General features: G+C 51.2%; 20 protein-coding genes. All 20 read left to right on the top strand.

Annotated elements, in window-relative coordinates:
• The first annotated feature begins 4 nt into the window (after positions 1-4).
• Positions 5-943 (top strand): HPr(Ser) kinase/phosphatase, encoded by a 939-nt coding sequence (gene hprK, locus ACFSUC_RS05265; protein WP_379928433.1) that lies wholly within the window; start codon positions 5-7, stop codon positions 941-943.
• Between the two features lie 21 nt (positions 944-964).
• Positions 965-1,906 (top strand): prolipoprotein diacylglyceryl transferase, encoded by a 942-nt coding sequence (gene lgt / locus ACFSUC_RS05260; protein ID WP_379928432.1) that lies wholly within the window; start codon positions 965-967, stop codon positions 1,904-1,906.
• A 40-nt stretch (positions 1,907-1,946) separates the two neighbouring features.
• Complete coding sequence (gene ppaX / locus ACFSUC_RS05255) at positions 1,947-2,609, top strand: pyrophosphatase PpaX (protein WP_379928431.1); 663 nt, start codon at positions 1,947-1,949, stop codon at positions 2,607-2,609.
• Positions 2,606-3,112: an acyltransferase gene (locus ACFSUC_RS05250; protein ID WP_379928430.1), complete on the top strand. Its 507-nt coding sequence runs from the start codon at positions 2,606-2,608 to the stop codon at positions 3,110-3,112. The genes ppaX and ACFSUC_RS05250 overlap by 4 nt, the downstream gene beginning before the upstream one ends.
• A 332-nt stretch (positions 3,113-3,444) precedes the next feature.
• Positions 3,445-4,638 carry an ATP phosphoribosyltransferase regulatory subunit gene (locus ACFSUC_RS05245; protein ID WP_379928429.1) on the top strand — a complete coding sequence of 398 codons (1,194 nt, stop codon included), beginning with the start codon at positions 3,445-3,447 and terminating at the stop codon, positions 4,636-4,638.
• A gap of 86 nt (positions 4,639-4,724) precedes the next feature.
• On the top strand, positions 4,725-5,363 hold the full coding sequence (gene hisG, locus ACFSUC_RS05240; protein WP_379928428.1) for an ATP phosphoribosyltransferase: 639 nt from the start codon (positions 4,725-4,727) through the stop codon (positions 5,361-5,363).
• Complete coding sequence (gene hisD / locus ACFSUC_RS05235) at positions 5,360-6,649, top strand: histidinol dehydrogenase (RefSeq protein ID WP_379928427.1); 1,290 nt, start codon at positions 5,360-5,362, stop codon at positions 6,647-6,649. Before hisG ends, hisD begins: the two co-directional genes overlap by 4 nt.
• Before the next feature lies 1 nt (position 6,650).
• Positions 6,651-7,250, top strand: a complete 600-nt coding sequence (gene hisB, locus ACFSUC_RS05230) for an imidazoleglycerol-phosphate dehydratase HisB (RefSeq protein ID WP_379928426.1) — start codon at positions 6,651-6,653, stop codon at positions 7,248-7,250.
• Positions 7,251-7,254: 4 nt separating this feature from the next.
• The gene (hisH, locus tag ACFSUC_RS05225) at positions 7,255-7,878 is read left to right on the top strand and encodes an imidazole glycerol phosphate synthase subunit HisH (protein WP_379928425.1); all 624 of its coding nucleotides are present in this window, start codon (positions 7,255-7,257) and stop codon (positions 7,876-7,878) included.
• Entirely contained in the window at positions 7,878-8,636 is a 759-nt protein-coding gene (gene hisF / locus ACFSUC_RS05220; protein ID WP_379928424.1) for an imidazole glycerol phosphate synthase subunit HisF, read from the top strand. Before hisH ends, hisF begins: the two co-directional genes overlap by 1 nt.
• The gene (hisIE, locus tag ACFSUC_RS05215) at positions 8,633-9,298 is read left to right on the top strand and encodes a bifunctional phosphoribosyl-AMP cyclohydrolase/phosphoribosyl-ATP diphosphatase HisIE (protein ID WP_379928423.1); all 666 of its coding nucleotides are present in this window, start codon (positions 8,633-8,635) and stop codon (positions 9,296-9,298) included. Before hisF ends, hisIE begins: the two co-directional genes overlap by 4 nt.
• Positions 9,288-10,094, top strand: a complete 807-nt coding sequence (gene hisJ / locus ACFSUC_RS05210; protein ID WP_379928422.1) for a histidinol-phosphatase HisJ — start codon at positions 9,288-9,290, stop codon at positions 10,092-10,094. The genes hisIE and hisJ overlap by 11 nt, the downstream gene beginning before the upstream one ends.
• A gap of 58 nt (positions 10,095-10,152) precedes the next feature.
• Positions 10,153-11,115 (top strand): ribose-phosphate diphosphokinase, encoded by a 963-nt coding sequence (locus ACFSUC_RS05205; RefSeq protein ID WP_379928421.1) that lies wholly within the window; start codon positions 10,153-10,155, stop codon positions 11,113-11,115.
• A 111-nt stretch (positions 11,116-11,226) separates the two neighbouring features.
• On the top strand, positions 11,227-12,969 hold the full coding sequence (locus ACFSUC_RS05200) for a tetratricopeptide repeat protein (protein ID WP_379928420.1): 1,743 nt from the start codon (positions 11,227-11,229) through the stop codon (positions 12,967-12,969).
• Positions 12,970-13,019: 50 nt separating this feature from the next.
• Complete coding sequence (trxB, locus tag ACFSUC_RS05195) at positions 13,020-13,970, top strand: thioredoxin-disulfide reductase (protein WP_379928419.1); 951 nt, start codon at positions 13,020-13,022, stop codon at positions 13,968-13,970.
• Between the two features lie 118 nt (positions 13,971-14,088).
• Positions 14,089-15,033: an ROK family glucokinase gene (locus ACFSUC_RS05190; protein WP_379928418.1), complete on the top strand. Its 945-nt coding sequence runs from the start codon at positions 14,089-14,091 to the stop codon at positions 15,031-15,033.
• Positions 15,034-15,102: 69 nt separating this feature from the next.
• Positions 15,103-16,014, top strand: coding sequence for an RNase adapter RapZ (gene rapZ / locus ACFSUC_RS05185; RefSeq protein ID WP_379928469.1), 912 nt, complete (start codon positions 15,103-15,105; stop codon positions 16,012-16,014).
• Between the two features lie 263 nt (positions 16,015-16,277).
• Entirely contained in the window at positions 16,278-17,249 is a 972-nt protein-coding gene (locus ACFSUC_RS05180) for a gluconeogenesis factor YvcK family protein (protein ID WP_379928468.1), read from the top strand.
• Positions 17,250-17,287: 38 nt separating this feature from the next.
• Entirely contained in the window at positions 17,288-18,229 is a 942-nt protein-coding gene (gene whiA / locus ACFSUC_RS05175; protein ID WP_379928417.1) for a DNA-binding protein WhiA, read from the top strand.
• A 99-nt stretch (positions 18,230-18,328) separates the two neighbouring features.
• Positions 18,329-18,598, top strand: coding sequence for an HPr family phosphocarrier protein (locus tag ACFSUC_RS05170; protein WP_379928416.1), 270 nt, complete (start codon positions 18,329-18,331; stop codon positions 18,596-18,598).
• Positions 18,599-18,629 lie beyond the last annotated feature (31 nt).

Raw genomic sequence — 18,629 nt, 5'->3', positions numbered from 1 at the left:
GCATATGGCGAAAAAACTAAGAGTGCAAGAGCTTGTTCAGGAATTTCAACTGGAAGTCTTATGCGGCGAGAGTCAGTTGAGCCGTAAAATAACCGTACCTGATTTGAATCGACCGGGACTGGAGATGGCGGGATATTTTACATACCACGCAAAAGACCGTGTTCAGCTTCTGGGCAAAACGGAAATTTCGTTTTTCGAGCAATTGACCCAGGAGGAGAAGCATGAGCGGATTGGCCGATTGTGCCATGAGAAAACGCCGTGCATTATCATTACAAGAGAGCTGGAGATTCCACCGGAAATCGTGGAGGTTGCCTCGCAACTGGACTTCCCCATTTTGCGCAGCCCGGTTCCGACGACCATCCTGGCCAGTCGGATTACCGGATTTTTGGAAAACTGCCTCGCACCTTCGACGACCATTCATGGCGTGCTGGTGGATGTGTATGGCGTTGGCTTGCTCATTACGGGTGGCAGCGGCATCGGGAAAAGTGAGACGGCTCTGGAGCTGGTGAAGAGAGGCCACCGTCTGGTCGCAGATGATGCAGTAGAGATCAGACAGACCGCAGACAATGTGCTGTATGGCAACGCCCCCGACCTGATCAAGCATCTGCTGGAGATTCGTGGTGTCGGCATTATTAACGTCATGACCCTGTTCGGAGCGGGTGCCGTTCGCAACGTAAAACGCATTACCCTGGTCATCCGGTTGGAGAACTGGGAACCGGATAAGCAGTACGACCGTCTCGGTCTGGATGAAGAGACAACGAAGATACTGGAAACCGATGTACCGCTTATGACCATTCCGGTTCGTCCTGGACGAAATTTGGCCGTCATTCTCGAGGTTGCGGCCATGAACTTCAGATTGAAACGAATGGGCTACAATGCGGCCTTGCAATTTACCAACAAGCTGACGGAGACCATATCCGAAGACATGGATGACATGGATTAAGGATAGGGATTGGAGGATAACATGACGTATTTCGCCATTGATCCCATTGCGTTTTCACTGGGACCGATCAATGTTCACTGGTATGGCATCATATTGGGTACCGCTGCGCTGGCAGGCTTGCTGCTGGCCATTCAGGAAGGGAAGCGATTCAAGATTCCTTCCGAATTTTTCATGGACTTGCTGTTGATCGGCGCGCCAAGTGCCATCATTGTGGCGAGACTGTATTATGTACTGTTTGAGTGGGAGAATTATCAAGATGCTCCGCTTGAGATTTTTGCCATATGGCAGGGCGGTATTGCCATACATGGTGCGCTGATTGGGGCCATCATTGCGGCCGTCATCTATACCCGGATGAAGGGATACAGCTTTTGGCGCATCGCGGATATTTGTGCCCCTTCCCTGATTGCCGGTCAAATGATCGGTCGATGGGGGAACTTCATGAATCAGGAGGCGCACGGAGGACCCGTAGAAGAAAGTTTCCTGCGAGACACCCTTCACTTGCCTGATTTTATCGTCAATCATATGTATATCAATGGAGAGTTCTATCATCCTACCTTTCTGTACGAATCGCTGTGGAATCTGGCAGGTCTGATTCTTCTGATCCTGATTCGCAGAGGCTCCTTTATGCGGGCAGGCGAAGTCTTCATGACCTACATCGTCTGGTATTCCATTGGCAGATATTTTGTGGAAGGCCTGCGCACGGATAGCCTTGCCTTTCAGGGGCCGGAATGGCTGGCGTCCTTCATGAACGGATTATGGACTCCGATGTCCTGGCTGTTTGGTGAGCAAGGAGCGATCGCAACCGATGAGAACATTCGGATGGCGCAATTCATCAGTCTGGTTATTATCGTGGTTGCGGCTATTCTCGTCGTCGTGAGAAGACGCAAGGGTTGGGCTGATCAACGATATCAGGACCCGATCCAGCGTGAAGGATATGTAACGAGACCCTCCCAGCAATCATAGCCCAAGCCTGAAGGCAACAAAAAGGAGTATAGACAGAGATATGATAAACACCGTCTTGTTTGATCTGGATGGCACCATTCTGGATACAAATGAACTGATTATAGAAAGCTTCATGCATGTCATGGAAGGACGATCCTTCAAGCCGCTTACGCGAGATTGGCTCATTCAGCACATGGGCAAGCCGCTCAACACACAGCTTCGTTATTTTACGAATCGGGCAGAGGAAGAAGATGTTGAGGATTTGGTGAAACTCTACCGCACGTACAATCTGGAGCGGCATGATGACCTGGTGCGAGCCTTTCCGCATACGCTGGAAGTGTGCGAAGCCTTGAAGCAGCAAGGCGTGCGCATGGGTGTCGTCACATCCAAGGTACGCCTGACCAGTGAGAAAGGCCTCCGCTTGTGCAAGCTGATGGACTACATGGATACCATCGTTACGGTGGAAGATGTACAGCATCCCAAGCCTCATCCCGAGCCGGTTCTGCGTGCGCTTCAGGAGATGAATGCCGAGCCTGGACAAACGCTCATGGTCGGAGACAGCCCGTACGACATCGAGGCAGCCAATCGGGCTGGTGTAAGAAGCGTTGCGGTCTCCTGGTCTCTCAAGGACAAGGAGCTACTGCAAACCTTTCAGCCCTACACCATCATTGAAGACATGAACGAGCTGCTTCATCTTGTAAACAAGGAGAATCAGTCGCAGTGAGGAAGACCACTCGCTATCCGGTGGACGGGCCCAATGCATTATGGCAGATTTACCGTACCGTCCATCCACTGAAAGGGATATGGAACTTCATATGGATTCAGATTGCCAGGTACTGTCCGATCCTGTCCTGGAAAAATGCAATCTATCGCCGTATATTGAAGATGGAAGTCGGACCCCATACCGCCTTTGCACTAATGGTGATGGTGGACGTCTTTTTCCCTGAAAAAATTCATATCGGAACCAATTCGATTATTGGCTACAATACCACCATTTTGACGCATGAATATTTGATCAAGGAATACCGTCTGGGAGACGTGCATATCGGCTCGCATGTCATGATCGGAGCCAATTCCACCATTCTTCCAGGCGTTACGATTGGCGATCACGCCGTAGTTGGAGCAGGCACGGTAGTGACCAAGGATGTTGCGGCAGGCAGCTTTGTTGCCGGCAACCCCATGCGTGTCATTCGCCAGCCGGAATCGGCAGAGTCCGATCCTTCCTGATCAAACGACGTCTACCTGATACGAGCTCTGTTTATATAGAGGTCGTATTTATTTTTGTAGAGGCAGTGCGATTGACGGTGTCAGGCTTTCATGCTAAAATAGCGATTATTCTTTAATTTGGTAGCATGGTAGCACGCTAAAGCGTTTCGCTCTTACACGGCAGTATGTAAAGACAGCCCGCTAAAGTGATTCGCTTAACCTTACACGGCAGTTTCAACGTATAGCTCACCAAGGTGACTCGCTTTATTCGTGAGAAACTCGAATAGGAAATGAAACAGAAATGCAATGTGAAACGGACAAAATCGTTGAGGATATGAGGATGTGAACGTGAGATGACAAAGCCAAAAATGTTTGAAAAACCGACGGGCGTGAAGGATTATCTTCCGGAAGCAGCAGCCAAGCTGAAAGCCATTGAAGAGCGTGTGCTGAGCTGTATGCAGAGCTGGGGATATCGTCAGATCAAGACCCCGGCCCTGGAATATTACGACACGGTCGGTGTAGCCAGTACAACGTCCGATCCGAAGCTGTTCAAGCTGCTTGACAAGCGGGGAACGACGATGGTTCTTCGCTCTGACCTGACCGCTCCAATTGCGCGTGTGGTCTCTTCTTTATTGAAAGAGGAAGTCATGCCGATCCGGCTTTCTTATCATGAGAATGTCTTCCGCTCCATTGAAGAAGAGGCGGGCAGACAAGCTGAATTTTTCCAAACGGGCGTGGAGCTGATAGGCGATGGCAGCGCAGAAGCAGATGGTGAGATGATCGCTCTCGCTGTAGCCAGCTTGAAAGCAGCGGGCGTAGATTCCTTCAAGATCGCGCTCGGTCATGTTGGATTCTTGCAGGGATTATTCAGAGAAACATTGGCGGATGAAGGAGAAGCCCAGCAGCAGCTCAAAGCTTGTCTGCTTTCACGGGATCACGTCGGCTATCGGGAGACGCTGCATCAATTAGGTCTGCCCACAGAAGCCAAACGTGAGCTCGAAGGTGTACTGCGCCTCAGAGGCGGAGAGGAAATCTGCGAGCAGGCACGGGAACTGACGAATGATCCGCAGGCCCAGCAGTCTATCGATCACCTGTGCGCTCTGTGGAGCGTGCTGGAAGACTACGGCGTCGATTCCTATGTCCTGATTGATCTGACCATGATCGGCGATTTCTCCTATTATTCCGGTATGACCTTCGAAGGCTATGCTTCCGATCTGGGCTTTCCGGTGTGCAGCGGCGGACGTTATGACAACCTGCTTACCCAGTTTGGCAGATCAGCGCCAGCGACCGGCTTCGCCCTCAAGACCAACCGTATCCTTGAAGTGGCAGATACAGAAGAGAAACAACCGAAGCGGGTACTGGTTGTATATGAGAGTTCGCAGCGAAAACAAGCCTTTTCCTATGCGAGAGAGCTGCGTGAGCAGCAGGGCTGGTCTGTAGAGACCCAACTGGTTCAAACAGTGAAGGACGCTTCGTGGGAAGAGGATGAGCATGGCCTGACCTATGAAGGTCGTCCGTACGACGAGATTATCCCGATTCAGTTATAATCGACTATACGGTATCCGCATGTCCGACTCACGACAGATCCAGAACATCAATGTTGAACGTGCAGGTTCGAAAAGGAGCAGTAGCAATGAAGGATTGGTTAAAGGTAGCAATGCCGAAGGGCAGAATCTATAAACAGGCAACCAAATTGTTCAAGGAAGCAGGTCTTCCAACCCCTGAAGATTACGGCGATTCCCGCAAGCTCATCATTCCGGTGCCTGAGCTGGAAATGGAATTCATCATGGCGAAGCCAGTCGATGTGCCCACCTATGTGGAGTATGGCGCAGCAGACATTGGTCTCGTCGGCAAGGATGTGCTCATGGAGGAAGATCGTGACGTCTATGAGCTGCTCGATCTGGGCATTGCCAAGTGCCGCATGTCCATCATCGGCACCAAGGATTGGGAACCGGTATTCAATCCGAAGGTCGCCACCAAATATCCGAACGTGGCCTCTCAATATTTCCGGCAGCAGGGACAGCAGGTCGAAGTGATTAAGCTCAATGGCTCGATTGAGCTCGCGCCGCTGATCGGACTGGCGGACCGGATTGTAGATATGGTGGAAACCGGTCAGACCATTCGTGAAAACGGGCTGGAGGAGTTGGAGGAAATGTTCTCGATCACTAGTCGATTAATTGCCAATCGTGTGAGCTATCGATTGAAAAATGAACGGATTCAGCGTCTTTGTGATCAGCTTCAATCGGTCATTGGACAGGAGGGAACGAAATGAATCCATGCAAGGTGATGAGCGCGAGTGAATTTGCGCTTGAGCGGACATTTGAATACGGCTCACCGGAGCAGAACGAATCGGTACAGGCAATCATTCAGCACGTATTAAAGGAAAAAGATCAGGCCCTCTTCGCGCTTTCGAGGAAACTGGACAAGGTCGAGATTGACACGCTTCGTGTATCCGAAGCTGAAATGCTGGATGCGTATGCGCACGTGGATGAGCCATTTTTGACTTCGCTCAGACTCGCCATAGACAACATTCGCCGTTTCCATGAGAAGCAAAAACGCCAGTCCTGGATGGACCTTCAGACAGATGGCAGCTTGCTTGGACAGATCCTGCGTCCGTTGGAGCGGGTGGGCGTCTATGTACCGGGAGGCAAGGCGGCTTATCCCTCGTCGGTGCTGATGAATGTGATTCCTGCCCAGGTTGCAGGCGTCAAGGAGATCGTGATGGTGACGCCGCCAGGCACCAATGGGGTGCTCGGTATCAATCCGGCGATTCTCGTAGCGGCTCATGAACTCGGTATAACGGAAATATATCGGGTAGGCGGGGCTCAGGCCGTAGCGGCACTTGCCTATGGCACCGAAACCATCCGTCCCGTCGATAAAATCTGTGGTCCCGGCAACATTTATGTCGCGCTGGCGAAGCGCAATGTATACGGCGTCGTGGACATCGATAGTATCGCCGGACCGACCGACATTGTCGTATTCGCCGATGAGCAGGCTGAGCCTGCTTATGTCGCGGCGGACATGCTGTCTCAGGCCGAGCATGACGAAATGGCCTCCGCCATCCTGGTAACGGACAGTGAGAGACTGGCTGATGAGGTACAGCGCGAACTGGCAGAGCAACTGGCACATTTGCAGCGCAAAGACATTGCGCTTGCTTCGCTGGAGCGTCATGGCGCTATCTTGCTGGCTGCAAACCTGGAGGAAGGCATGGCGACGGTCAACCGCATTGCACCGGAGCATCTGGAACTCATGGTCTCCGATCCGCTGAACTGGCTGGGGAAAGTGGAGAACGCAGGTGCGGTCTTCCTGGGCCGGTATAGCTCGGAACCAGTCGGCGATTACTTTGCCGGACCGAATCACATTTTGCCGACCAACGGAACCGCGAGATTCTCATCTCCGCTAAATGTAGATGACTTCCTGAAGAAATCAAGCGTCATTTATTATTCCAGGGAGGCATTGCTTCAAAATGGGGAGCATATCGTTCGCCTGGCCTTGAGTGAAGGGCTGGATGGGCATGCGAAGGCCATTCAAGTCAGATTGGAGAAAGAAGGGGAATAGCATGACAGAAACGACGAATCGGCAAGCCAGCATTTCACGCAAAACGAATGAAACAGATATCCAGCTTTCCTTTCATGTAGATGGTACAGGTACGACCAAGCTCGATACCGATGTGCCTTTTCTGAATCATATGCTGGATCTGTTTACGAAGCACGGACAGTTCAATCTGGATGTACAAGCCAAAGGAGACATCGAGATCGATGATCACCATACAGTAGAGGATATCGGCATATGTCTCGGTCAGGCGCTGGTGAAAGCACTCGGGGACAAAAAAGGGATGAAACGCTATGCGAGCGTGTTCGTGCCCATGGATGAGGCGCTGGCACAAGTGGTCGTGGACCTGAGCAATCGGCCTCACTTTGAGCTGAAGGGGGAGTTTCCTGCCAGCCGCGTTGGCAGTTTCGACGTGGAACTGGTGCATGAGTTTTTATGGAAACTTGCACTGGAAGGGCGCATGACCCTGCATGTCATTGTACACTATGGACGCAATACCCACCATATGGTTGAAGCGGTATTCAAGGCACTGGGAAGAGCACTGGATGAAGCGACACAGATTGATCCGCGCATTCAGGGTGTGCCTTCCACGAAAGGAGTGCTCTAGAAACGTGATTGCAGTCATAGATTACGGCATGGGAAATCTGCATAGTGTAAGTAAGGCTGTAGAACGGTTGGGGTATGAGGTGAACGTGACGGGCAACGCTGCGGACATTCTGGCGGCAGACGGTGCGATCCTCCCTGGTGTCGGTGCTTTCGGCGATGCGATGCTCCATCTGAGAGAGAGCGGACTGGATCAGGTGGTCAAGGAATATGTACAGCAGGGCAAGCCGCTGCTCGGTATTTGCCTGGGCATGCAGCTGTTGTTTACGACCAGTGAGGAATACGGTCAGCATGAGGGCTTGAATCTCATTCCCGGACATATCGTCAAATTCCAGGGGGATTACAAGATTCCGCACATGGGATGGAATCGACTGGCATTCAAACAAAGCGATACCTTGCTGGAGGGTCTGGAAGAGGGACATGTCTATTTCGTTCACTCTTTTCACGCCCGGGTAGAGCGTTCAGAGCACCTGCTCGCCACCACGGATTACCACCAGGACGTGACGGCGATCGTGGCCGATGGCAACCTGTACGGCATGCAGTTCCATCCGGAGAAGAGCGGTTCCCTCGGCATGGAGCTGCTGCGGCAGTTTTTGAAAAAAACGTCCGTTGTCAGAATGGAGGATTGCTGATGTTGACCAAGCGAATTATTCCATGCCTCGACGTCAAGGATGGACGCGTGGTGAAAGGCGTTAACTTTGTGAATCTGAGAGATGCCGGCGATCCGGTGGAACTTGCTGCACTGTATGATCGGGAGCATGCAGATGAACTGGTGTTTCTGGATATCTCGGCTTCCGTAGAAGGCAGAGCGACGATGGTGGAAGTGGTACGTCAAACGGCTGGCGAGATTTCCATCCCTTTCACCGTTGGCGGCGGTATTTCCGCGGTCGAGGATATGACACGCATATTACGTGCCGGAGCAGACAAGGTAGGCATCAATACCGCAGCTGTGAACAATCCCCAGCTCATCTCTGACGGTGCACGCCGGTTTGGCTCGCAATGTATCGTCGTGGCGGTAGATGCGCGTTATAATGCAGAGTGGCAGGAATGGGAAGTGTATACACACGGCGGCAGAAAGGCGACCGGCATCAAGACCCTGGAATGGGTCAAGCGTGTTGAACAGCTGGGTGCTGGAGAAATTTTGTTGACGAGCATGGATGCGGACGGAACCAAGGACGGATTTGATGTACCGCTGACAAGTGCCGTCTCAGGCAGTGTGTCCATACCGGTCATCGCTTCCGGCGGGGCAGGGCAGGTGGCCCATTTTCATGAAGCTTTCACCAAAGGACAAGCGGATGCGGCGCTGGCCGCTACTATCTTTCACTATAAAGAAATTGCCATCAGCGAGGTCAAACAGGACCTGCGGGAAAAAGGAGTTGAGGTCAGATGAACGTCGAGATCAACCAGTTGAAATTCAATGAACAGGGTCTGATTCCTGCCATTGTTCAGGACGCAGCCAGCAAAGAAGTGCTGATGATGGCCTATATGAACGAAGTTTCTCTGAAGAAGACACTGGAAAGCGGGGAAACCTGGTTCTGGAGCCGATCCAGACAGGAACTTTGGCACAAGGGTGCGACCTCGGGGCACATTCAGAAGGTAGTCCGTATCCAGTTCGATTGTGATGCGGATACCTTGCTCGTTCAGGTTCAGCCGGAAGGGCCTGCCTGCCATAACGGTACATACAGCTGCTTTACAGAGGAGCTGCAAGGAACGACGAAGGCTGCGCCGGCTGAGAAGGACCGCTTCGCAATTCTGGCAGAGCTGGAAGCCCTCATTGCACGGCGTGAGGCAGAGCGTCCGGAGGGAGCCTACACCACGTACCTGTTCGACAAGGGTGTGGACAAGATTCTGAAAAAAGTCGGGGAAGAAGCAGCGGAGGTCATCATCGGCGCCAAAAATCGGGATGCCGAGGAGCTTCGTTATGAATCGGCCGACCTGCTGTTCCATCTGATGGTGTTGCTGCGTGAACAGAAGCTGCCGCTGGATGACGTCATGATGGAGCTGAGACGCAGACATTCGGCTGGCAAAGGCGGAGAGAGTCATGAAGATTGATTACCATACCCACCATGCCCGCTGCGGACATGCACAGGGTGATCTGGAAGATTACGTCAAACGGGGCATAGAGATCGGACTAGACCAATTGGGTCTGTCCGATCATATGCCTCTTCTCCATGTGAATCCGGATACCTATTACCCGGAAATGGCGATGTCGATGGAGGAGCTGCCCAGGTACGTGGAGGAATGCCTGCAATTGAAGGAAACGTACAAGAACCAGATTGATCTGCGTATCGGGCTTGAGGGAGACTATATAGAAGGTTATGAAGACCAGATTGCCGCGATCATCGACAAGTATCCGTGGGATTATGTCATTGGTTCGGTTCACTTTCTCGGTGAATGGGATGTGACCGACTATCGGCAGACGGGTCAGTGGGAAGGCAGAGATCGCCTGGCGGTCTATGAAGCCTACTACGATGCGGTTCAGAAGGCAGCGCGTACGGGTCTGTATGATTATATCGGACATGTCGATGTGATCAAGCGTTTCGGCTATGCGCCTGTGGAAAGTGTGGAACACCTGGAGCGTCAGACGCTGGAAGTCATTCGCGATTGTGATATGGCGATTGAGCTGAACGCATCGGGGCTGCGCATGCCGGTCGCAGAGATGTTCCCCAAGCGCAGCATGCTGGCCTATGCGCTGGAGCTGGGCATACCGCTGACGATTGGATCGGACGCCCATCAGCCAGAGCGCTTGTCCCAATATCTGGACGAAGCGCGAGCTTGCTTGAAAGAGATAGGATACACCCAGCTGGCGACCTTTTCCCGTCGAAAAAGAGAACTGGTTTATTTTTAAATGTCTCGCTTCCGTTGTATAATGAAGGAGATGAGTAATTAACCTGCAGGAGGATTTTATGTATAGTGAAAAAATAAAGATTTTCTCAGGGAGCTCGAATCCGAAGCTGGCGAAAATCATAGGTGAAAAATTGGGACAGGAGCTGGGCAGCGTCTCCATCTCTCGCTTTAAAAGCGGCGAGATCTATGTCCATTATGAGGAAACCATTCGGAACTGCGATGTCTTCATCGTGCAGTCCTTCTCTCATCCGATCAACGAGAACTTCGTCGAATTGCTGGTCATGATTGACGCAGCGAAGCGGGCATCAGCCAGAACGATCAATCTCGTCATTCCATACTATGGCTATTCCAGACAGGAACGGAAGGCTGCTCCGCGTGAGCCGATTTCCGCCAAAATGGTAGCCGATGTTTTAACGACCGCGGGCGCAAGCCGGATCATCACGATTGATCTGCATGCATCTGCGATCCAGGGCTTTTTCAACATACCGGTCGATCATCTCACCGCGCTGGATCTGATCACCAACTACCTCAAGGAGAAAATTGCAGAAGGGCAGATCGTCAATCCGATTGTCGTCTCCCCGGATGCTGGACGGGCCTCTACAGCGGAGAAGCTGGCCAACTATTTGGACGCGCCATTTGCCATCATGATTAAAAAGCGTCCGAAACATAATGAGTCGGTCATCACTCATATTATAGGTGACGTAGAGGGGCAGACGCCGATTATCATTGAGGATTTGATCGATACCGGCTCCACGATTGTCAATGTGGTGGAAGGGTTGAAGGAAAAGGGAGCGCTCGACGCGTTTGTCTGTGCCACCCATCCTGTCTTCTCGGGTCCTGCCATCGAGCGGCTGGACCATCCGAACATTCGTGAAATTGTCGTTATGGATTCGATCATCCTGCCTGAGGAAAAGCCTGAGCGCTTCAAGATTCTCTCTGTTGGTCAGCTGCTGGCAGATGCGATCGAGATTATCATGCAGGGCGGATCGCTCAGTACGCTGTTTAAATCCAGGGGGGTCTAATCTCCCTGTCCGGGCCGCGTGAAGTGTAAGAAATTGTAACTTATCAATAGAAAAAGGGAAATGACCTGTGATATACTGTGATTGATTCAGAGAAGGAGGTGCCTTGACATCATGGAAAGCAAAAAAACATCCTACCGTTCCAAACGACCGAAGATCATACCCTTGAAGATGGATGCCAACTTCTTTTTTGAGAAGGCGATGCAATCCCTGGATCGGTATCGATATGATAAGGCGCTGAAATATTTCCAACGTGCGGTGGAGTATGAACCTCGAAATCCGATAAATCATTGTAATATGGCAGGCATTTATTCTGAGATCGGCAATTACGAGCGATCGAATGAAATTCTGTTTCAGATTATAGATGACATTGACCCCGCGATGACGGAATGTCATTTTTATATGGCGAACAATTACGCCAATATGGAAGCTTTTGAAGAGGCGGAACAGGCGCTCCTGCGTTATCTGGAGAAAGATCCGCGAGGCGCCTTTCTGGAAGAGTGCGAGGAAATGATTGAGATGCTTAGCTATGAGCTGGAGCGACCAATCGAAATTCCGCATATCAAGAGCCGGGAAGTGTTCTTCGAGCATGACAAGGCCAGAGGGTTCATGGAAGAAGGCAAGTTTGCTGAAGCGGTTCAGCTTCTGAAAGAGATTACAGAGAAGCACCCGCAGTTTCTGGCGGCGTACAACAACCTCGCACTTGCCTATTTCTATCTGGACCAGATGGATCTGTGCATGGGGGCGATCGAGCAGGTGCTGGCGGTAGAAGAGGGCAATGTGCATGCGTTATGCAACCTCGCTATCGTTTACAAGCAGCAAGGAGAGCAGGAGAAGCTGCAACAGTTGCTGCAGTTGTTGCGCCGAACCATTCCGTTTCATCAGGAGCATGTATTTAAGCTGGCCATGACGCTCGGATTGCTGGATGAGCATCGTACGGCATACTTGCATTTCAGACGTCTGATGCATTCCGGTGAATTTGCAGAGGACCCGTGTCTGCATCATTATTTTGCAGTGGCCTCCTTTCATATGAATCAGTATGATCAGGCGAAGCGATACTGGGAGAAAGCCCGGCAGCTAGACACGAACTCTGCTGTGCCTTCTTTCTATTTGTCACATTTTGATATGCTGTGTGAAGAGGGAAAGCGCAAGGCTAATGCGCCTGTCAGCTATCAATACTATCTGCCCTTTGAAGAGCGGTTGCGTGAGTGGGGGCAGAAGGACAGCCATCTCCCTGCCGATTTGATCGAGGATGCCATCTTGCACTCCTCTTTAACCTGGGCGCTCCAACACGGAGATGAGTCCACCAAGCTGCAAATGATTCAAATCATCGGCATGCTGGGTGGAGCAGAAGCAGAAGGGATGCTGCGGGATTGCCTGAAGCGAGAGGACGAAACAGATCGTGTGCGTCAGGCAGCTGTTTACATGCTACAGTCGATCGGAGCCAAAGAGCCGTATTTGACCCGCATGGACGGCAAAGAGGTATATGTCTACGCCACTTCCTCATCGGAACTTCCAGAATGGAAGACGCAGTGGCAAGCGGTGATTGATCTGGCAACTGATGCAATGCGAGATCGGTATGACCAGTGCCAGAAGCATGATATGCAGACACTTTGGAAGGAATTTCTTGGACGTGTGCATCCAAATGTCCCGACGATTCAGAAGCCGGAAGGCTGGGCGGCGGCACTGGAGTATCTGACCGCACAGATGCATAGCTCTACCATTACCTATACCGAATTGTCCAGACGCTATGGCGTAACGGCTCCCACCATCCGCAGACATGTAGGCAAAATCGACGAGATCTGTGGACTGAAAGAAAAAATGAGCAATGTTTTCTCGCCTTTTCAGGAACAATAAGGCAGAGATTCACACATATAAGATAATGTGAAACCCTAGGAGGTCAAGACATGTACAAAAGTGTTGTGATTGGAACAGGTCCAGCGGGTTTGACCGCTGCGATCTACCTTGCGCGGGCGAATTTGAGCCCGCTCGTTATTGAAGGGCCGGAGCCAGGCGGTCAACTGACAACGACGACCGATGTGGAGAATTTCCCGGGATTTCCGGACGGGATTATGGGGCCGGAGCTGATGGCCAACATGCGCAAGCAGGCGGAGCGTTTCGGCGCAGAATTCCGTACAAGCTGGGTCAACAGCATTGACTTTGACAAGCGTCCGTTTACGCTGAAAATCGAAGGCGGGGACGATATCATCGCAGAGAGCGTGATCATTTCCACCGGAGCAACAGCCAAGCTGCTCGGACTGCCGGGTGAAAAGGAAAATATCGGACGCGGCGTCAGCACCTGTGCGACGTGCGACGGATTCTTCTTCCGCGGCAAGAAAATCATCGTCGTTGGTGGCGGGGATTCCGCGATGGAAGAAGCGAGCTTCCTGACGAAATTCGCAACGAATGTACGGGTTGTACATCGCCGCGATGAGCTTAGAGCCTCCAAGATCATGCAGGATCGGGCGAAGGAAAACGAGAAGATCTCCTGGAGCCTGAATGTGACTCCGGTTGAAGTCATGGCAGGAGACAAGGGTGTGACCGGACTGAAGGTCAAGCACAACGAGACAGGCGAGGAAGAAGTCCTCGAAACAGATGGAATCTTCATTGCGATTGGACACAAGCCGAATACCGAATTCCTCGGCGGCAAAATCCGCACAGACGAAACCGGCTATATCCTGGTTGAACCCGGGACGAGCCGTACGAATATTCCAGGTGTCTTCGCTTGCGGGGATGTGCAGGATATGCACTATCGCCAGGCGATTACAGCAGCAGGTTCAGGGTGTATGGCTGCCCTGGATTGTGAGCGTTACCTGGAAGGCGATGCCGTTCACGACTGGAGTCAGAGTCTGTCATAATGCGATGGAAAGTAAACGTGGAAATGCTGGTTTCCACGTTTTCTCATGCATACGGTGATTTGTATGTCGCTGGTGCAAATGATTATAGATGGAAGATATGATGAAGAGGTGGAAGATCATGATGGAGAAGATTTATATCGGAGTGGACCTGGGTGGAACAACGGTTAAAGTAGGCATTTGCAATCCAGCTGGGGATTTGATGCACAAATTTGAAGGGCCAACCGGGGTTGAGCATGGCACCGAAGCGATTATCGACAATATCGTCAAATACGTTAAAGAGCTTGTGGCGGAGTCTGCTTACAGCTGGGAGCAAGTCGAGGGCATTGGCGCTGGCATTCCCGGATTTATGGATATGGAATCCGGTGTGGTCAAGCTTTCACCAAATCTCGGCTTTAGAGATACACCAGTCAAGCAAATGCTGGAGGATCGACTGGGCAAACAAGTGACCATTAACAATGATGCCAACGTGGCGGCACTGGGTGAAGCATGGGCCGGAGCAGGCAAAGGGCTGAAAAATGTCGTCTGCTTTACGCTTGGTACTGGCGTAGGTGGCGGTATTATTATCGATGGCAAAATCTATGAGGGCAGTGGCATGGCTGGAGAGCTCGGTCACATGGCGATCATTCCGGATTTGGAAGCGATTCAATGCAACTGCGGACAGAGAGGCTGTCTGGAAACAGTGTCCTCGGCGACTGGCATTATTCGGATGGCTGTCGATGCAGTGAAACGCGGAGACCGTACTTCCCTGTCCTCGCTGGAGTTTATCACCGCCAAGGATGTGTTTGATGCGGCCAAGCAAGGCGATGATGCAGCCATTCGCATCGTGCAGCGGGCCAGCTTCTACTTGGGGAAGGCGATGGTCCTGACCTCTGTTATATTAAATCCGCAGCGCTATATTATCGGCGGTGGAGTCAGCAAAGCCGGAGACTTCCTGTTTCAAGCCTTGCGCGAGCATTATAAAACGATGGCACCTCCAACATTTGGCGATATGGAGATCGTACCTGCCGTGCTGGGCAATGATGCGGGCATGATTGGGGCTGCAGGACTGAATCTAAGATCATAATGGCTGGTTGCCTGTCTTCACACAAATATATGGATGGGGGAGAATCCATTGGTTGAGAAACAGGAGCAAATGGAAGAAATCAAGCGGGAGCAGTTTAACGAACAGAAAAAACAGGGACAAATCGTCATTATTACAGGGATGTCGGGCGCTGGGAAAACGATCGCCGTGCAGAGTCTGGAGGATTTGGGCTATTTTTGTGTAGACAATCTGCCGCCTGTGCTGATCCCCAAATTTGCAGAGCTGGTAGATCAGTCACATGGCAAAATTCGCAAAGTGGCCCTGGTCATTGATTTGAGAGGCCGTGAATTTTTCACTGCCTTGACCGAGTCGCTGCAATATATCCAGCATCATGAGTCACTGATGCACGAGATCCTGTTTCTGGATGCGACCGATCAAGTGCTGGTGCAGCGTTACAAGGAAAGCCGGAGAAAGCATCCACTCGCTCCTGAAGGTCTTCCGCTGGAGGGCATCCAGAGTGAGCGCACGATGCTCGAAGAGCTCAAGGGTGTGGCGACACAGGTGATCGATACGAGCAGGCTCAAGCCGCTGCAATTGAAGGAGCGGATTATCGCCAGATTTTCCGGCACCTCCGAGCAGCGCCTTTCTATTAACGTGATGTCCTTTGGATTTAAGTATGGCATGCCGATTGATGCTGACCTTATCTTCGATGTCCGTTTCCTTCCAAATCCTCACTACGTGGACGATCTGAGACCGAAGACGGGACTCAATCAAGAGGTCTATGATTATGTGATGAAATGGCCGGAAACCCAGACGTTTCTTATCAAACTGCTGGATTTGATGCAATTTATGATCCCGCAATTTGTGAAGGAAGGAAAGAGTCAGGTTGTTGTCGGCATTGGCTGTACAGGAGGGAAGCACCGTTCGGTATCCGTTGCGGAGTATTTGGGGAAAATGCTGGGCACCAGTGAGAATGAATCCGTTCGAGTGAGCCATCGGGACGCAGATCGGGATAAAGCATAGCGGCTCTACCTGTCAATGATGATAGAAGTGCAGGCCTGACAAGTAAGCAGCACGTTGTGAACCGGGTCAAATGCGAGGCGAGTTACGAAAAGTGAGAAAAATGAGAATTGAGAGTGAGAGTGAGAGGTGAGAGGATGGGGAAGGCGCGACAGCCAGATGCGGATGAGCAGCAACCCGCGTCTGGTGTACACCACGTAAATGAGGATCAGGATCAGGCACAGGTCACCCGAACGATGCAGCCTGAAACTCCACACACCACAGCCATGCCCACAGGTCCCAGAAAACCCAGAGTTGTCGTAATGGGAGGAGGGACGGGGCTGTCTGTCATTCTCCGCGGACTGAAGCTGAAGCCGTTTGATATTACGGCCATTGTAACCGTTGCAGATGACGGGGGGAGCTCGGGTATTTTGCGATCGGAACTGAAAATGCCTCCACCAGGGGATATTCGCAGTGTGCTCATCGCTTTGGCAGATGTGGAACCTGTGATGTCCAACGTACTGCAGTATCGGTTCCAGAGCGGGAACGGTTTGAAAGGGCACAGTTTGGGCAACCTGATTCTGGCTGCCGTAACCGACATTACGGGAGATTTCTTCAAGGGCATCCAGGAACTCAGTCAGGTGCTTGCGGTACGTGGACGCGTACTGCCAGCAGCCAATGAACCGATCGTCCTGAAGGCTGAGATGGAGGATGATTCTGTCGTAGAGGGAGAATCCATCATTCCGAAGAGCGGCAAGCGCATCAAACGCGTTTTCATTGATCCGCAGGATGTTCAGCCGTTGCCGGAAGTCATTGAGGCCATCAGGGAAGCAGACGCGATCATCGTCGGTCCTGGCAGCCTGTACACGAGCATCTTGCCGAATTTGCTGGTACCGCAAATTGCGCAGGAAGTCATTCAGTCCCAGGCTCAAAAAATATACATTTGCAATGTAATGACCCAGCCCGGGGAGACCGATCAATTTACAGTGTATGATCATTTGGCCGTCATGAGGGAACATGTGGGCCGTCCCATATTTGACCATGTCATTGTGAATGAAGGCGGCATACCGGATGACGTCAAAGTGAAATACAAGGAGCAAGGGGCCGAGATTGTGCCCATTGATTATGAGCGATTGAAGCAGGAGCGATGCAATGTGATTGCCGATGAGCTTGTCTATTACAAGACCTATCTGCGTCATGATGCGATGAAGCTCAGCGATCATATCCATCGGATCATTCGGGAGGCACAAGGGTCCTGAGTGATTTGAATTGATTCCATTCTCAGGGGGTGAAGGCTGTGTCTTTTGCAGCAACAACTAAAAAAGAACTGACCATGATCGAAACGAAAGCATGCTGCAGCAAGGCAGAGCTCTCCGCACTGATTCGCATGAATGGCTCTGTTCAGTTGAGCAATCAGCGCGTAACCCTGGATATCAGCACGGAAAATGCGGCGATTGCCAGACGGATCTATTCGTTTATCAAACAACTGTTTCATGCCCATACGGAATTGCTCGTGCGAAAAAAAATGCGTCTCAAAAAGAACAATGTGTATATGGTGCGGGTACCCAGTCAGGTGGAAACCATTCTGAAGGAGCTGTGCATCGTCTCGGAAGGGTTTGTTTTCAATTCCGGCATTGATAAAGAAATTGTGCGTAAGAAATGCTGTAAGCGGTCTTATTTGCGGGGGGCTTTCCTGGCGGGGGGATCGGTCAACAATCCGGAAGGCTCTTCGTATCATCTGGAGATTGCGTCCATGTATGAGGAGCATAGTCTTGCCTTATGTGATCTTGCCAATGAATTTGATCTGAATGCCCGCTGCATCGAGCGGAAGAAGGGGTACATCTTTTACCTCAAGGAAGGCGAGAAGATTATCGAATTCCTCAATATCATCGGTGCGCATCAGGCGCTGTTGAAATTTGAAGATGTACGGATTATGCGAGACATGCGCAACTCCGTCAACCGTCTGGTCAACTGCGAGACGGCGAACTTGAACAAAACCATCGGAGCAGCTATGAGGCAGATTGAGAACATTCGACTGATTGAATCAGAGGTTGGACTGGATCAGCTCCCGGATAAGCTCAGGGAAGTAGCGGTCATCCGAATGCAGCATCCCGATATGAATTTGACAGAAGTGGGAGAGCTGTTAGGCACAAGGGTAAGCAAATCAGGCGTGAATCATCGACTGAGAAAAATCGATGAAATCGCAGAAAAAATTCGCAATGGGGAAAAAATCCTTTGATTTCGTCTAATCATATGGCGTATTTCTATTTATTTTTGTTATAATAACATCATACGACTGTAATGATTCATTGCAATTCTGTCGAGGGGGTAGAAAGTCATGACAAGACGCCCAGTGGTGGTGAAGCTGAAAACTGGCTTGCATGCAAGGCCAGCTGCTTTATTTGTTCAAGAGGCGAATAAATTCTCGTCTGAGATATTTGTGGAGAAAGACGATAAAAAAGTAAATGCAAAAAGCATTATGGGGATCATGAGTCTCGCCATCAGCTCAGGCACAGAAATCCACATCAGTGGGGAAGGCTCCGATGCTGAACAGGCTGTAACCGCTTTAACAGAACTGGTAAGCAAGGAAGAGATTGAAAATCAATAATGCGAGAGCTATCATGAGGCAGACGAGCTGC

Source organism: Marinicrinis sediminis (assembly GCF_042685085.1).
Classification (GTDB): domain Bacteria; phylum Bacillota; class Bacilli; order Paenibacillales; family KCTC-33676; genus Marinicrinis; species Marinicrinis sediminis.
Note: the sequence above shows the minus strand (reverse complement) of the source record. Positions and strands in the feature narration are given on the sequence as shown.

Bases quoted from the DNA above. Each gene is read 5' to 3' on its own strand.
- hprK (WP_379928433.1), top strand. From the start codon at position 5: ATGGCGAAAAAACTAAGAGTGCAAGAGCTTGTTCAGGAATTTCAACTG.
- lgt (WP_379928432.1), top strand. From the start codon at position 965: ATGACGTATTTCGCCATTGATCCCATTGCGTTTTCACTGGGACCGATC.
- ppaX (WP_379928431.1), top strand. From the start codon at position 1,947: ATGATAAACACCGTCTTGTTTGATCTGGATGGCACCATTCTGGATACA.
- ACFSUC_RS05245 (WP_379928429.1), top strand. From the start codon at position 3,445: ATGACAAAGCCAAAAATGTTTGAAAAACCGACGGGCGTGAAGGATTAT.
- hisG (WP_379928428.1), top strand. From the start codon at position 4,725: ATGAAGGATTGGTTAAAGGTAGCAATGCCGAAGGGCAGAATCTATAAA.
- hisD (WP_379928427.1), top strand. From the start codon at position 5,360: ATGAATCCATGCAAGGTGATGAGCGCGAGTGAATTTGCGCTTGAGCGG.
- hisB (WP_379928426.1), top strand. From the start codon at position 6,651: ATGACAGAAACGACGAATCGGCAAGCCAGCATTTCACGCAAAACGAAT.
- hisF (WP_379928424.1), top strand. From the start codon at position 7,878: ATGTTGACCAAGCGAATTATTCCATGCCTCGACGTCAAGGATGGACGC.
- hisIE (WP_379928423.1), top strand. From the start codon at position 8,633: ATGAACGTCGAGATCAACCAGTTGAAATTCAATGAACAGGGTCTGATT.
- hisJ (WP_379928422.1), top strand. From the start codon at position 9,288: ATGAAGATTGATTACCATACCCACCATGCCCGCTGCGGACATGCACAG.
- ACFSUC_RS05205 (WP_379928421.1), top strand. From the start codon at position 10,153: ATGTATAGTGAAAAAATAAAGATTTTCTCAGGGAGCTCGAATCCGAAG.
- ACFSUC_RS05200 (WP_379928420.1), top strand. From the start codon at position 11,227: ATGGAAAGCAAAAAAACATCCTACCGTTCCAAACGACCGAAGATCATA.
- trxB (WP_379928419.1), top strand. From the start codon at position 13,020: ATGTACAAAAGTGTTGTGATTGGAACAGGTCCAGCGGGTTTGACCGCT.
- ACFSUC_RS05190 (WP_379928418.1), top strand. From the start codon at position 14,089: ATGATGGAGAAGATTTATATCGGAGTGGACCTGGGTGGAACAACGGTT.
- rapZ (WP_379928469.1), top strand. From the start codon at position 15,103: ATGGAAGAAATCAAGCGGGAGCAGTTTAACGAACAGAAAAAACAGGGA.
- ACFSUC_RS05180 (WP_379928468.1), top strand. From the start codon at position 16,278: ATGCCCACAGGTCCCAGAAAACCCAGAGTTGTCGTAATGGGAGGAGGG.
- ACFSUC_RS05170 (WP_379928416.1), top strand. From the start codon at position 18,329: ATGACAAGACGCCCAGTGGTGGTGAAGCTGAAAACTGGCTTGCATGCA.